This window comes from Polaromonas sp. P1_F6 (assembly GCF_056405695.1).
On record NZ_JBFUBQ010000011.1, the window covers coordinates 59,576 to 73,189 of the forward strand.

Annotated in this window: 13 protein-coding genes and 1 tRNA gene; 9 read left to right on the forward strand and 5 right to left on the reverse strand. The window is 61.9% G+C overall.

Annotation, left to right across the window (positions count from 1 at the left end; genetic code table 11):
* Positions 1-35: 35 nt before the first annotated feature.
* The 3 genes from AC1DY9_RS21705 to AC1DY9_RS21715 all read right to left on the reverse strand — a co-directional run bounded on the left by AC1DY9_RS21705 (position 36) and on the right by AC1DY9_RS21715 (position 2,136).
* Positions 36-578 (reverse strand): TPM domain-containing protein, encoded by a 543-nt coding sequence (locus tag AC1DY9_RS21705; protein ID WP_457281579.1) that lies wholly within the window; start codon positions 576-578, stop codon positions 36-38.
* A 4-nt stretch (positions 579-582) separates the two neighbouring features.
* A complete protein-coding gene (locus AC1DY9_RS21710; RefSeq protein WP_477667642.1) occupies positions 583-1,473 on the reverse strand; it encodes a TPM domain-containing protein in 891 nt (296 codons plus the stop codon).
* Positions 1,474-1,536: 63 nt separating this feature from the next.
* Complete coding sequence (locus AC1DY9_RS21715; RefSeq protein ID WP_457281578.1) at positions 1,537-2,136, reverse strand: LemA family protein; 600 nt, start codon at positions 2,134-2,136, stop codon at positions 1,537-1,539.
* A 51-nt stretch (positions 2,137-2,187) separates the two neighbouring features.
* Between AC1DY9_RS21715 and AC1DY9_RS21720 the strand changes: the two genes are divergently transcribed.
* From AC1DY9_RS21720 to AC1DY9_RS21735, 4 genes are read left to right on the forward strand one after another with little or no spacing between them, the layout of a single operon-like run.
* A complete protein-coding gene (locus tag AC1DY9_RS21720; RefSeq protein WP_477667629.1) occupies positions 2,188-3,042 on the forward strand; it encodes a hypothetical protein in 855 nt (284 codons plus the stop codon).
* A 9-nt stretch (positions 3,043-3,051) separates the two neighbouring features.
* Positions 3,052-3,498 (forward strand): YybH family protein, encoded by a 447-nt coding sequence (locus AC1DY9_RS21725; RefSeq protein ID WP_457281576.1) that lies wholly within the window; start codon positions 3,052-3,054, stop codon positions 3,496-3,498.
* A gap of 10 nt (positions 3,499-3,508) precedes the next feature.
* Entirely contained in the window at positions 3,509-4,549 is a 1,041-nt protein-coding gene (locus AC1DY9_RS21730; protein WP_477667630.1) for a YheT family hydrolase, read from the forward strand.
* A gap of 57 nt (positions 4,550-4,606) precedes the next feature.
* Complete coding sequence (locus tag AC1DY9_RS21735; RefSeq protein WP_457281574.1) at positions 4,607-5,173, forward strand: DUF2946 family protein; 567 nt, start codon at positions 4,607-4,609, stop codon at positions 5,171-5,173.
* A gap of 118 nt (positions 5,174-5,291) precedes the next feature.
* On the opposite strand, the gene AC1DY9_RS21740 is transcribed toward AC1DY9_RS21735, so the two are convergent.
* Entirely contained in the window at positions 5,292-6,158 is an 867-nt protein-coding gene (locus tag AC1DY9_RS21740) for a c-type cytochrome (RefSeq protein ID WP_457281573.1), read from the reverse strand.
* Positions 6,159-6,389: 231 nt separating this feature from the next.
* Here AC1DY9_RS21740 and AC1DY9_RS21745 point away from each other — a divergent pair.
* Positions 6,390-6,465, forward strand: a tRNA-Arg gene (locus tag AC1DY9_RS21745).
* A gap of 107 nt (positions 6,466-6,572) precedes the next feature.
* Here AC1DY9_RS21745 and AC1DY9_RS21750 read toward each other — a convergent pair.
* Positions 6,573-7,484 carry a LysR family transcriptional regulator gene (locus AC1DY9_RS21750; RefSeq protein WP_477667631.1) on the reverse strand — a complete coding sequence of 304 codons (912 nt, stop codon included), beginning with the start codon at positions 7,482-7,484 and terminating at the stop codon, positions 6,573-6,575.
* A gap of 98 nt (positions 7,485-7,582) precedes the next feature.
* Here AC1DY9_RS21750 and AC1DY9_RS21755 point away from each other — a divergent pair, with 98 nt between their 5' ends.
* The 4 genes from AC1DY9_RS21755 (at position 7,583) to AC1DY9_RS21770 (ending at position 13,606) form a co-directional block, all read left to right on the forward strand.
* Entirely contained in the window at positions 7,583-8,017 is a 435-nt protein-coding gene (locus tag AC1DY9_RS21755; protein ID WP_477667632.1) for an ester cyclase, read from the forward strand.
* A 15-nt stretch (positions 8,018-8,032) separates the two neighbouring features.
* Entirely contained in the window at positions 8,033-8,956 is a 924-nt protein-coding gene (locus AC1DY9_RS21760) for an NADP-dependent oxidoreductase (protein ID WP_457281570.1), read from the forward strand.
* Between the two features lie 474 nt (positions 8,957-9,430).
* Positions 9,431-10,474, forward strand: a complete 1,044-nt coding sequence (locus tag AC1DY9_RS21765) for an alpha/beta fold hydrolase (RefSeq protein ID WP_457281569.1) — start codon at positions 9,431-9,433, stop codon at positions 10,472-10,474.
* Positions 10,475-10,576: 102 nt separating this feature from the next.
* Positions 10,577-13,606, forward strand: coding sequence for a ShlB/FhaC/HecB family hemolysin secretion/activation protein (locus tag AC1DY9_RS21770; protein ID WP_477667633.1), 3,030 nt, complete (start codon positions 10,577-10,579; stop codon positions 13,604-13,606).
* The last annotated feature ends 8 nt before the right edge of the window (positions 13,607-13,614 follow it).

Genomic DNA, 13,614 nt, shown 5'->3' on the forward strand with positions numbered 1-13,614 from the left:
CTATCGGCGACAGGCCTGCGGTACCTGCCAACCGGCTATTGCAGCCAGGGTGCGTCGGGCAGTTCGTTGGGATTGTCGGGTGCGTCGCCCTGCGTGCCATCGATGGCGAAGTGCGCCATCAGCAGCGCCGAGGTTTCTTCCAGTGCCTGCGTCAATCCGTCCTCGTACCGGTTCTCCCTGAATGCCTGGGCCATGCGCACCACCATGGCCTGCCACTGCGCCTGATTCACATGGCGCGCCACGCCGCGGTCCGCCACGATTTCAATGGCGTGCTCGGCCAGCAGCAAATAAATCAGCACGCCGTTGTTGTGTTCGGTGTCCCATACCCGCAGCTTGCCGAACATCGTGAGGGCGCGCTGGCGCGTCAGCCGTGCGATGGTGTTTTCCTTGTTCATCCGCCACAGATAGCTGATGGGCAACGAAGCCTCCACGCATATCCGTATTTCGCCGCTGTGCCGCCGCTCGCTGGCCGCCACCCGGCTGGCCAGCTGGTTGAGCATGTCGGGTGCAATCGCGCGCTGGGCATCGGAGGCGTCCAGCCAGAGGTGCTTGAGGATGGTCTTGAGTTTATTGGGCATGTGCCTACCAGTCGCCTGATGCGCCGCCGCCGCCGAAATCACCGCCACCGCCGCTGCTGAACCCGCCGCCACTGCTGCTGCCTCCGCCCCAGCTCCCTCCGCTGCTGCCGCCGCCAAAGCCGCCGGTGTTCCATCCACCCGAAGAGCGGCCGCCCCGGCCCAGGGCACCCAGGCTGGTCACCAGCGCGAACACCATACCCGCCACAGTCGCCAGGCCGGCCACAATCAGGCTGCTGGTGAACACCCAGGCCAGTACGCCGACGGCACCGCCGGTGGCGATGGAGCCCAGCTTGCGCCCCAAGACGCCGGCGGCCAGGCGCCCGCCAATCGGCACGGCAAAGAACAGGAACACCGCGAGGTCGGTCCACTCGAAGCCGCTGTCAGCCATGCCCGAAGCACTTTTCTGCTCAGGCGCCGGGAGGTTTTCGCCGCTGATCAGCGCCATGATCTGGTCGGCCGCGGCATTCAGCCCACCGGCAAAGTCACCCTGTTTGAAGCGCGGGGTGATGGCGGTGTCTATCACCTGGCGCGCCGCGAGGTCCGGAATGGCGCCTTCCAGCGCCTTGGTGGTCTCGATACGGACCTTGCGATCATTCTTGGCCACAACCAGCAACAGCCCATCGCCTACGCTCTTGCGCCCGATCTTCCAGGTGTCGCCCACACGCTGGGCATAAGCGGCGATGTCCTCGGGTTGGGTGCTGGGCACGATGAGCACCACCACTTGTGCGCCGCGGCTTTGTTCGAACGCAGCGAGTTTGGCTTCCAGTGCCGCGCGCTGCGTAGCGTCCAGCGTACCGGTGCTATCCATGACGTGCGCCGTGAGGGCCGGCACCGGCTGCACGCCTTGCGCCCAGGCCGCAAGGGGCAGCCACACGGCCAGCAACAAGCCCGCCATCCAGCGTAGGTTGCGGCCCGATGTCCAACCCGCTAGTTGCTGCACGGCAAGTTTCGCAAAGACTTATTTCTTGGTGAAGTCCACCACAGGAGGCGCGGAAATCTGCGCCTCGTTGGTCACGGTGAAGTTCGGCTTGACGTTGTAGCTGAAGACCATGGCCGTCAGGTTGCTCGGGAAGCTGCGTGCCAGCACGTTGTATTCCTGGACCGCCTGGATATAACGGTTGCGCGCTACGGTGATGCGGTTCTCGGTGCCTTCCAGCTGCACGCGCAGGTCGCGAAAGCCCTGGTTGGCCTTGAGGTCGGGGTAACGTTCACTGACCACCATCAGGCGGCTCAGCGCACTGCCGAGTTCGCCCTGCGCCGCCTGGAATTTCTTGAAGGCTGCCGGATCGTTCAGGGTTTCCGGTGTCACCTGGATGGAGGTGGCCTTGGCGCGTGCTTCAATCACCTTGGTCAGGGTGTCCTGTTCAAAAGCGGCTTCGCCCTTGACCGTGGCCACAATGTTGGGCACCAGGTCGGCACGGCGCTGGTACTGGTTCAGCACTTCAGACCAAGCCGATTTGGTTTGTTCGTCGAGGCGCTGAAAGTCGTTGTAGCCGCAACCCGTGAGGAGCAGGCCCAGCATGCTGACAAGGAACAGGTTTAAAAAGCGGGATTTCATGGCGATGTCTTTCGAAAATGCAAGCTGCAACACTAACATAGTCGAATGTCGATGAGGCCTCATTCCCCCGTGTCCGTACAGGCATTGCAAGCTCTGCAGGCCAACCTGCGCCCCTTGGCGGCGGCAGCCCCGAAACCGCGTCTGATGATTGCCGGCGCGACCGGCGTGCTGGGCAATGAAGTGTTGCGCCGCCTTGTCGGCAGCGGCCGTTATGCACACACCGAGGTGCTGGCTACTGAAACCATGACCACCGGGATGGCCGGCGTGGGGATTGTGCTGGCAGGTGATGCTTCAGCGATCGACGCGTGGCCCGCGCGGCCTCAGCTTGTTCATACCGGCCTGGTCATGTTTGAGCCGCCACGGCTTTTTTATGGGCGTGAGCGCACACTGTGGACGCCCGTGCCGGGACAACTACCGGTGCTGGCCCGCTGGTTGAAACGCTGTGGCGCACAGACACTGGTTGTGGTGGTGCCCCACGCTTCGGGGCGTTTACCCGATGCCCTCAAGCGCGGACTGGCCGACCTCGATGAGCAAGCCGTGGCTTCGCTGGGTTTTGAACGCGTGTTGTTGGTGCGCTCGGCGCGCAAGACCGAAGGTATTGCGGGCGCCAATTTTTTCGAGAAGACGGCGTCATGGATGCTGTCAACCCTCAAGTTCATGATTCCCGCAGCCGAGCAGCCGGTGCGTCCTGCCAAGCTGGCAGAATTTATCGACGCCGCGCTGCAGGTTTTGCCGCCGGGCACCCATGTGGCCGCTCCTGAACTGCTTTGGCAGGCTAACCAGAGCGGTGGAAACGGCCGGCGCGCCGGGCCGCAAGACAACAGCATGCAAGGTGTCGTACGCTCGTGGCTTGCTGCAAGGCTCAATCCCGAGCAGAATTCACCACCCAACGCCAAGCCGGACTGACGCCTTCCCATGCCCAAACCCAAAGTCCCGCCCGCCAGCAGCGGCAACGCCGATGACATCGAGGCGGCTTTCTATGAGGCGCTGCAAAGCGGCGACATCGAAAAGCTCATGGCCTGCTGGGGCGATGACGACGACATCGTCTGTGTGCACCCGGGTGGCGCCCGGCTGGTGGGCCCGGCGGCCATACGCGCCACTTTCGACGCCATGTTTGCCAATGGCACCATCAATGCCCAGGCCATCAAGGTGCGAAAGGTCGAGACCATGAGCGCCTGCGTGCACAGCGTGCTGGAACGCATCGAAGTGCTGACCGATGAAGGGCCGCGGCATGCTTACGTGATTGCCACCAATGTGTATCACAAGGGTGCGCAAGGCTGGCGCATGGTGGCCCACCATGCCAGTCCCGGCACGCCGCGAGAAATGCAGGAAGTGTCGGAAACACCGACCGTCCTGCACTGAAGGGCCTGCGATGAAATACGCAGCACCCTGGTGGCTGCCGGGCGGCAATTTGCAAACCATCTGGGCTGCGCTGCGGTCACGCCGCTACCTGGGCCCGCCGCCCGTGTTTCGCCGGGAGCGCTGGGATACCCCTGACAACGATTTTGTCGACGTTGACTGGATGCTCGATGGAAATGAGCCTTCGTCGGGGCTTCCGGAGATTTCTCCGGCGGGAAGCGAATCCATCGAGGTGAGACGCAAGGACGCGCGCAAGGAAGTGCCACTCCTGGTGGTATTTCATGGGCTTGAGGGGTCATCTGCCAGCCACTACGCCGAAGCGCTTGCCGATGTGGCCCGCGAGCGCGGCTGGGGCTGCGCCATTCCACACTTCCGGGGGTGTTCCGGTGAATTGAACCTGGCGCCGCGGGCCTATCACTCAGGAGATTTTGCAGAGATCGACTGGATACTGCGGCGTTTTGCGCAGGCCCATCCCGGGCCGGTCGTTGCCATGGGCATTTCATTGGGCGGCAATGCGTTGATGCGCTGGGCCGGCGAGCTCGGCGCAGAGGCCCGCCAGGTGGTTAGCGGCATTGCGTCCGTCTGTTCGCCGCTGGACCTGACGGCCAGTGGCTGGGCCATTGGCCGAGGGTTCAACCGGCAGGTCTACACCCGCATGTTCCTGAGAACCATGGTGCCGAAGGCGCTGAAAAAACTGGAGCAGCACCCAGGCCTTTTTGACCGCGACCGATTACTGGCCGCGCGCGACTTGTACGCTTTCGACAATGTATTCACTGCGCCTGTCCATGGGTTCAAGGATGCGGATGACTACTGGCTGCGTGCATCTGCCAAGCCGCATTTGCGCAGCATTGCCGTGCCGGCGCTGGCCCTGAACGCGTTGAACGATCCCTTTGTGCCGGCCGGCAGCCTGCCGCAAGCCGCAGAGGCCGGCAGCCATGTCACGCTTTGGCAGCCGGCACAGGGCGGTCATGTTGGATTTCCTTCTCCGCCATTTCCCGGCCATGTGCGTGCCATGCCGGAAGCGGTCACCGGTTTCCTGGCTGCACATCTCTAATGCTTACCCATAACCCTGCCCGCATCGCACCTGCCGTGTGCAGCGCAAAATAGCGGCATGGATGACATCGTCAGGCAGGCCATTGCCAAATGGCCCAATGTTCCCGACTGCTACGGCTGGCTGGGACTGGACGCACGCGGTAACTGGTACATGCGTGATGAGAGGGCCCAGGCTGCCGGGCCTTTTGGCGGCGCGCCTGGCCTGGATGCCGCGCGCCATGCGGCCAGCAAGGGCTCGCTGCTCAAGCATGACAAGCTGATCGATTTCATTCAGCGGAATTATGAAAGCGATGCTGCTGGCCAGTGGTTCTTCCAGAATGGGCCGCAGCGCGTGTATGTGGAGCTCGAAGCGACGCCGCTGATCTGGCGTGTCGCCCCCGCGCCTATGTTTGAGGTCACGGCCCATTCCGGTCAAACGGCGCGGCCGCAGCGCTGCATCGTGGACGGATCCGGCAGGGTCTACCTGGAAACCAACCTGGGTTTTGGCCTCGTTCATACCCAGGACATGACGCATGCGGCTGACGCGATAGAGCAGGGCCTGTGGGTGCCCGAGGAGGTCCTGGCCAGCGATTTGTCGCGCCGGTTCGGCTATGTGCGAAGCCCGCAGTTGCTACAAAAAAAGTAGCTGCTTGCGCCCGTCATGCTTGGGCTTCAACCCATTTTCCTTTGAATTTCTCATCAAGATTCCATTAAAAAAGCCGGTCATTGACCGGCTTTTTTTGGGCTGGATTTCCTTGCTGTGTTTACTTGGACGCATTGACCATGTACTGCACCACGGCCTTGATTTCGCCATCGGGGGCAGCCGAGCCGCCCTTGGGTGGCATGGCACCCTTGCCTTTGACAACGCTGGCCGTCAGAGCCTCGACACCTGCGGAAATCCGGGGAGCCCATGCGGCCTTGTCGCCCAGCTTGGGTGCATTGGCAACGCCGGCCACGTGGCAGGCCGCACAGACCTGGCCATACAGCGCGGGTGCGGCGCCACCGGCAGCAGCCGGCGTTGCACCGGCGGCCGGCGCTGCCGTCTTGTTGGCTGCAGCGAGTGCGGCGACCACATCTGCCGACGGTGCGGCGGCTGCTGCGGGTGCCGTAGCGGCAGCAGCAGCCGGGGCGGCTGGCTCTGCAAACTTGCCGCCTGCGGCAGCCGTCATGTAAACCACTGCACGGCCAATTTCGACGTCTTCAAAATCACCGCCGCCTTGGGCGCCCATGGCACCCTTGCCCTTCAGGGCGGAGTGCCAGAGCGCGTCAAAACCGGTCTTGATACGGGCTGCCCAGGCACCCGTATCGCCAAACTTCGGCGCACCGGCTGCGCCAGTGCCATGGCAAGCGACGCACTGTGCTTTGTAGACTTCTTCGCCCGATTTGAGGGGGCGGTTGGCATCACGGATTTCAACCGCACCGATCTTCTGGATGCGCTGCGCAACCGCCTTGGCGCCTTCGTCCGCACCCGCAGCTGGCTTGTTGGCCGAAGCGACGTAATACACCAGGCCGATGATGGCGAAAACAGGAACGACAAAAGAGAAAAAAACCGCGGCCAGCAGTTGCTGGGGGGTCTTGATGGGGCCAGTATGGGCTTCTTCGTGGGCCGTGGTGTGGTCGTTTGCGCTCATGGCGTCCTCAAAAAACTAAGAATCGGGGGGCTATCGCGTGGTGATATGGCGCTCTTGGGCAGCGCTTGCTCAGCAACCTCACATTATAACTGGGGGCTTGCAGAGGCCGGGGAGCGCCGTGGCCGGCTGGTAGAATCGCAGGCGTTGCGCGGCGTGAATCGCCCGCACAGTGCAAATTGCCCTGATTTCGCGCCCCTCGGCCGCAATCCGGCGCAAACCGTTTCCAGCGTTGCGGCTGTAGCTCAGTGGATAGAGTATTGGCCTCCGAAGCCAAGGGTCGTGGGTTCGATCCCCGCCAGCCGCACCAATCATGGTTTTTCTTGTCTGCCGTTGTCGCGCAGGCACGCCGCAGCGTTTCAAAGCCCAACTTCACTGAAATTCGTCACGGTGAAGCGACTGGCGGGTTTTACTATTCTAGGCAGCCGAAGCAAGTGATGCGATCAATTCCCTGAGCCATTGCTGCACCTGATGTGCATCGTTCCGTCGATGCCAGATGAGGTCGAAGACAACTTCTGGCAGCGCAACAGGCGGCGGAAACAAGACCAGCTTGCGCAGAGCCGGGGAATTGAGGGCCACGCGCTTCATTACCGTCGCCGTGGTATCTGTCTGGGCCACCACCGCGGGCGCGGCAAACATCTGCGGAAGCGTCAGTGCGAGGGTGCGGCGTTTTCCCAGCCTGGCCAGCGCCTCGTCAACCAGGCCGTGGCGATCACCCTCCGGTGACACGAGTACATGAGGCAGCGCAAGAAATGCCTTCAGACCCATGCTTCGCTTCACTGCCGGGTTGTCGCGGCGAACGATGGTCACGAACTCGTCTCTCAGAACAGGCCGTGTCAATATCCGGCTCTCTGCACGGGTCGGCGGGACGCCAACTGCCGCATCAATCGTTCCTGCGTCCAGCATGTCGACCGCACTATCCCGATTGTTAATCGCGTGCACGCTCAGCGATATTCCCGGCGCCGCGCGCGCCAGCTCCCTGACAAGTGCGGGCAGCAGTACGAAAGCCGGATAGTCGGACAGCCCAAGGTTGAATACCAGAGATGCCTGCTCGGGCTCGAAGCCCGGTTCTTGCACGAGAGCTGTCTTGATTTGCCGCAGTGCTTGCGACACGGGCCCCACGATTTCCCTGGCACGCGCTGTCGGCAGAAGTCCTTCTGCGCTGCGCAGGAACAGCGGGTCGCCAAACAACGTTCGCAGACGTGACAGCGCGGCACTCATGGCAGGTTGGCTCACGCCTACCCGCGCGGCTGCGCGGGTCACATTGCACTCGTCCATCAGCGCGTCAAACGCCACGAGCAGATTCAGATCAATGCCATGAAAATCCATGAATCAAATATAACTGTATATGAGTCATTTGTTGGACGGATTTTCATCGGCCGACCAGAATCGACCTTCTTCCACTTCAACCACCGAAAGCCGGACAAATGACCGACACCACACAAATGATGGCTGAGCGCCGCGCCGTCGAAACCTTGTATCGCGCATTCAACGACAAGAACCCTGACCTGCTGGACAGCGCTGTGACTGCCGACTGGGATGACATTCCGCTGGCGCCCGGGCAAGGCCCGGGACCCGAGGGTTTGAAACCGATCATCCGCAGCTTCATCGGAGCCCTGCCGGACGTTCATATTGCCATTCACGACTTGATTCAGGTACCCGGGCGTATCGGTGTACGGGCTGAGATAACGGGTACCCATCTGGGGCCACTCTTCGGCATTGCGGCAACCGGAAAAAAGGTCAGCATCCGCATCCACGAGTTCCACGAATTCCATGAGACGCGTATCCAGCGAACCTGGCACCTGGAAGACTGGTTTGGCGTTTTCCTGCAACTTGGAAGCTTCCCTCCACTCGGCGATTAACGGGGAAAGTATTTGATGAAAGCACTTCGCATCCACGCATTCGGCGGCGCCAGCCGGGCGGATATTGAACACGCCGTCCTGGGCACACCGGGTGACGGTCAGGCCCTGGTTCGCGTCGAGGCGGCGAGCGTGAACCCGCTGGATCTGAAAATCCTTGGCGGGTCCATGCAGCCTGTCTTTCCTGTCACTTTGCCCTATACGTTAGGTACTGACCTCGCCGGTGTGATTGAAGCCGCGGGTCCAAAGGTTGGCCGGTTCAAGCCTGGTGACCGCGTCGTGGGGAGGCTCGCGCCGACGGCGGGGGGTGCCTTCGCACAGTCTGCCCTGCTGTCTGCAAGCGCGTTGTGCCTGGTTCCTGCAGAGATGAGCTACGAGCAGGCCGCAGCGTTGCCGACGGCAGCAGGTACGGCCTGGCTGGCACTGTTTGGGGCTGGAAAGTTAAGGGCGGGGCAGCGCGTGCTGATTCACGCGGCAGCCGGTGGCGTGGGCAGCTTCGCCGTCCAGTTCGCAAGGCAGGCAGGTGCGCACGTCTTAGCCACGGCTTCTGCAAAGAACCACACACTGGTCAAAGAATTGGGTGCGGACGAAGTCATCGATTACCGCCGTGATGACTTTGCAGAGCGTTGGCGAGACCTGGACCTGGTCATCGACACGATTGGTGGGGAGACCCTCGAGCGGTCGTGGCGAGCGACAAGGCCGGGCGGGACGGTGGTGTCGATCGTCGATCACACGATACAGCCGCGTGGAGATATCCACGGCGTCTTCGCATTCTTCAGCGGGGATGCTGCGGCATTGACGCTGATTCTCAAGCGCTTCGACGACAAACGGCTCCAGGTGATCCTCGACACAATCCATCCGCTGGATGACGCCCGCGCGGCGCTTGAGCAGGTGGCCGGCGGTCATGCGCGCGGCAAGGTCATCATCCGCACGTCGCGCTGATCCGCGAGGCAATGGCGCCTTGGGACCTTCCGTCAAAAACGCACGCTCAGCGGCTAACCCCTTAGAGCGCACGGGGTTAGCGCCAGACCGCATTCCAGCAGTGGAGTCGAGATACGTCCACGCCGAATTTGCGTGGAACCGATGCCTACCCGGTATCAATCCAGTGGCCAACGTCCATTACGTGTCGCGCTGATCCTCGCTGCTGGATTCTTGCTCATAAGATACTTTTAAAGTATCGATGTACCAGAATCAAGATATTTTACAGGTAGCGGTTGTCTTCCTAGAATCGCCAACAACACCGTAAGTTGCAAGTTATTACAACTGATCTTTCCGGTGGATCTCCTAAAAAAGGCCGTGAAGGGAAACGCTGGATTTGTGATCCATTTGTAGTGCGTACGCCGGGAGCGCCCGGCATTCGAGCACAACGCGTCAAGCCTTTCGATGTCTGCATTTTTGACAAAGCGAGATACAGGTATGACACGTGCTCGAAACAGGTGGTTACAACTGGTGGTGGCAATGGGCTTGGCTTTCTTTGGCGCGCGTCTTTTCGCTGCAGCTGATAAAGCCGCCGGCGAACCGCCCAGGGAGCAGGTAATTGACCTGGAAGCCGCGGGCACCGCTTATCCCTTTGCGGTCTATTCCAACATTGACTTGCGCCAGCCGGACGCCGGGATCAAGCGTGCGGTCATTTTTGTACATGGCGTGCAGCGCGATGCCGACCGTTATTTTGGCGTGGGCCTGGGCTTGCTGGAAGCCGCGCGGCTGGACGCATCAAGCACGTTGCTGCTGGTGCCCCACTTCCTGACGGCATCAGACACTTCGCCTGACGGCAATATCCCGCTTTGGCGCGGTGGCAACTGGATGCAGTGCCAGCCCTCCCGGGGCAAGGAGGCTATCAATTCCTGCGGCGTGCTGGACGATATCGCCCGCTACCTGAGCGCGGGCAAGCGTTTTCCCGTACTTAAGGAAATCGTTTTCATCGGCCACTCGGCCGGTGGGCAGCTAATGCAGCGCTATGCCGTGCTCAACAACAGCGAGGAGGGGTTGCGCAAGTCGGGCATCCGCGTGCGGTATGTGGTCTCCAGCCCGTCTTCCTATTTGTACCTGGATGACAGCCGTCCGGAGGGTGGGAGCTTCAAGCCTGTGAACAGCATCCTCTGCCCCGGTTACAACAACTTCCGCTACGGCCTGGGCAACATGGTTCCCTATGGGCAGGGCTTGGACGGCGAACAGTTGTTCAAGCGCTATGCGGCGCGCGAGGTCCTCTACCTGGTGGGCGCGCAGGACAACGACCCAGCCTACGAGTCACTCGACAAATCCTGCGGGGCCGCCATGCAGGGCACGGACCGGCTGAATCGGCACAGGAATTACATGCGCTACGAACAGTTTTTAGCCCAGAAATGGCAGACACCCGTGACGCGTGCGGTCATGGTGGTGCCGGACGCGGGCCACGAAGCGGCCGAAATTTTTGAGTCCCGCGATGTTGCTGCAAAAATTTTCCATGCCGCCGGCAACTAGCGAATAGCCGGGACAAACAGAGACAAGCCGAACGAGCACAACAAGAAAAAAGAAGAAGCACAGAGACGCGCGGATACAACACCAAGACAGAAGACGAAAACCATGATGGAACCCTCACGCCTTGCCGCACCACGGCGAAAAATCCTCGCATCGCAGATCTGCGCAATGCTGGCCGCCGCACCTTTTGCCGTCCATGCACAGACGCCGCCCAGCGCCGGTACTCTTTTCGACGCGAACCGGCAACAGCTCTCGCCGACGGAAAATGCCGGCCCGCCGGCGGCAGTGCAGCGTCCTGCGCGCATCGAAAAAGAGGTGGAAGGCAGTGATGAGGGCCAGAGCCCCCCCGCCGGTGGGACGGGCATACAGGTCACGGGTTTTGTACTGAGCGGCAACCGGTCTCTGCCGGCATCCGAGCTGCAAGCCCAACTGCAGGAGTTTGTCGGCCGCGAGCTGGACTTCGCCGGACTGGGCAAAGCCGCCGCCAAAATCACGGCCTACTATCGCACCCGGGGCTACCTGGTAGCGCGCGCCTACCTCCCCGCACAGGAAATACAAGGCGGTGTGGTTGCCCTCGGCATCCGTGAAGGCGTCATCGGCCGGGTGGTGGCCGAGCCCGATGCCAACGTGCGCCTGGACCCGGACCTGATAGGCCGACATCTCGCGGGACTACAGCCGGGCGAGGTGATCCAGGAAAGCGACCTCGAAAACACGCTGCTGCGGCTCTCTGACATCGCCGGTGTGACGGTCAAGGCGGTGTTGCGGCCTTCGGCAGAACCGGGCGCCACCGACATCATCGTCAAGGTCAGCGAGATGGGGGCGATCACCTCGCGCGTGAGCATCGACAACGGTGGCAGCTATTACACCGGTGCCAATCGCCTGTCCGCCAACCTGAGCCTCAACGACGCACTGGGCATGGGCGAAAGCTTCAGCCTGAATACGCAGCAAACTTTTGAAGGCCTGCGCATTGCAGGCGTTGGTTATGTGCAGCCCCTCGGCACGACAGGGCTGTCGGTAGGCGCGAACTTTGCGGGTCTGCAATACAACATTGGCAAAAACCTCAAGGAAGTAGAGGCCAGAGGTGAAGCCCGCGTGAGCACGCTGTTTCTCAACGCGGCGTTGCTGCGCAGCCGGCGCGCCAACATGAATCTGTCGCTGGCGACGGAATACCGGCATTTCCAGGACACGACTGGCGGCACGACCGTCGAAAAGTCTGCCAACCTGATGAGTGCGGGCCTGTCTGGCGACTGGCGTGACGACTGGACAGGCGCGTCGGCGAACAACAGCTGGAACGCGCGTTTGGGTATGGGTTATCTGAAAAAAGAAACGCCCAACGACGCAGCGCTGGACCGTTTCACGGCCAATGCGGCAGGCGACTACAAAAAGCTCAACCTGTCGTTCAGCCGCCTGCAGCAGCTTGGCGGCGGCTACTCTCTGCTGGGCTCGGTCACCGCGCAGTACGCCGACAAGAACCTGGACGCGTCAGAGAAAATGAGCCTGGGCGGATCCGGCGGCGTGCGCGCGTACCCTGCCGGCGAAGCCGCGGGCGACCAGGGCATGCTGGCGCGTCTGGAACTGCGCAAGACCCTGGGTGTTGTCGGCAACTCCGTCGTGGAAGGTGCGCTGTTCGCCGATGCGGGGCGCGTGACCATTAACAAGAAGCCGTGGGACAACAGCGAAAACCGCGCGAGCCGCTACGGCTATGGCGTGGGCCTGAACGTCTACAACAAGGACCTGGTGTTCAATGCCAGCATCGCGGTGTCGCCCGGCGTCAATCCAGTCAGCGAACCAAAAAGCGCGCGTCGCCTGTGGCTATCGGTGTCGGGTTCACCCCAGGCCTTCACGGGCCTGGCCTCCAGCAGCGGCAGCCGGGGCGAGGATTTCGAGGAGGCGGAAGACGGCATGCGGCTGTACGGCTCACTGGGCATCATCCCCGAATACGTGAGCCGCTCAGGCGCGACGCCTGCGGCGCCCGCCGACCAGAGCAAGCTGGCCACGCCCAATGGGCGCAACATGTCGGGCTTCTGGCGTGCGCGCGACAATGTGTCGTATGTGGGCGCGCGTGGCGGCATCCCCATTTATGAACAGTGGAAGGCGCTGTGGCAGCTGGAGCTGGGCCTGTCGCTGAGCGCGGGCGCGGCCGGAGACGACGCGACCCCGAACTGGACACACAGGCAAGAGCTGCGTAATACCGGCGTGGCTGTCGCCCATCCAGACGCTGGCACCGCGATGTACGGCAACTGGGACATGCCGCTCAAGGAAAGCACCTCTTCCTTCGACCCCTTCGGGGCGACCACCAGTGCGGCGCACTACAACATCATCGGGTCACCGGGCTTCGCCACCAGCATCACTAAAAACTCCGGCCCGGTGGGCACGGCGGCGGTGGAAAACAACGACGATGCCGCTTTCAACCGCCGCCAGGCCGGCGTGTTCGGCTACTGGACGCCCAAGATGGGCGGCTTCCAGCTCAAGCTGGCTTATTCGAACAACGGCATGAAGGCCGCGCCGGACGTTGATACAGGCTACCTCTACGGCGGCAGCCTGTCGTATGAGAACGGCGGATTCTCTGCTGTGGTTGCGGCTGAGCAGCATGTGAATTATTTCGGCATAGCCAGCCTGGGCCGCAACGCGCGCGGGGTAGGTACCAATACCCACGTCACGCAAGGCACTTCGTCCAATGACTACAGCGTGCGCTACGGCGTGGCCTACGATTTTGGCGATACCAAGGTTTCGCTGATCGCCGACGAACTGAGCTATGCCGAGTCCGGTGTCATCAACACCAGCGTCACTTCAAGCGACCTCGCCAGCTACCGCCGCCGCGCCTACATGGTCGGCGTCTCACACAAGATAGGTGCCTGGCAGTTGCGCGCCAGCCATGCCAAAGCCTTCGCAGGCGACTGCGCCATGATTTCCGGCAATGGCGTGAACTGTTCGACGGAAGGTATGGGTGCGACCTCCCAGGCCATCGGTTTCTCCTATGCCTGGAGCAAGCAGCTCAGGATTTTCGGGCAGTACGTGCTGCTGCGCAACCAACCGCTGGCCAATTACAACTACGCCGTTGCCGGCGTGTTCGGCAGTGCAGGCGCAGGCACCACGATCCGCGCGATCGGTTTCGGTATCAACTACACGTTCTGAGGGGCTCG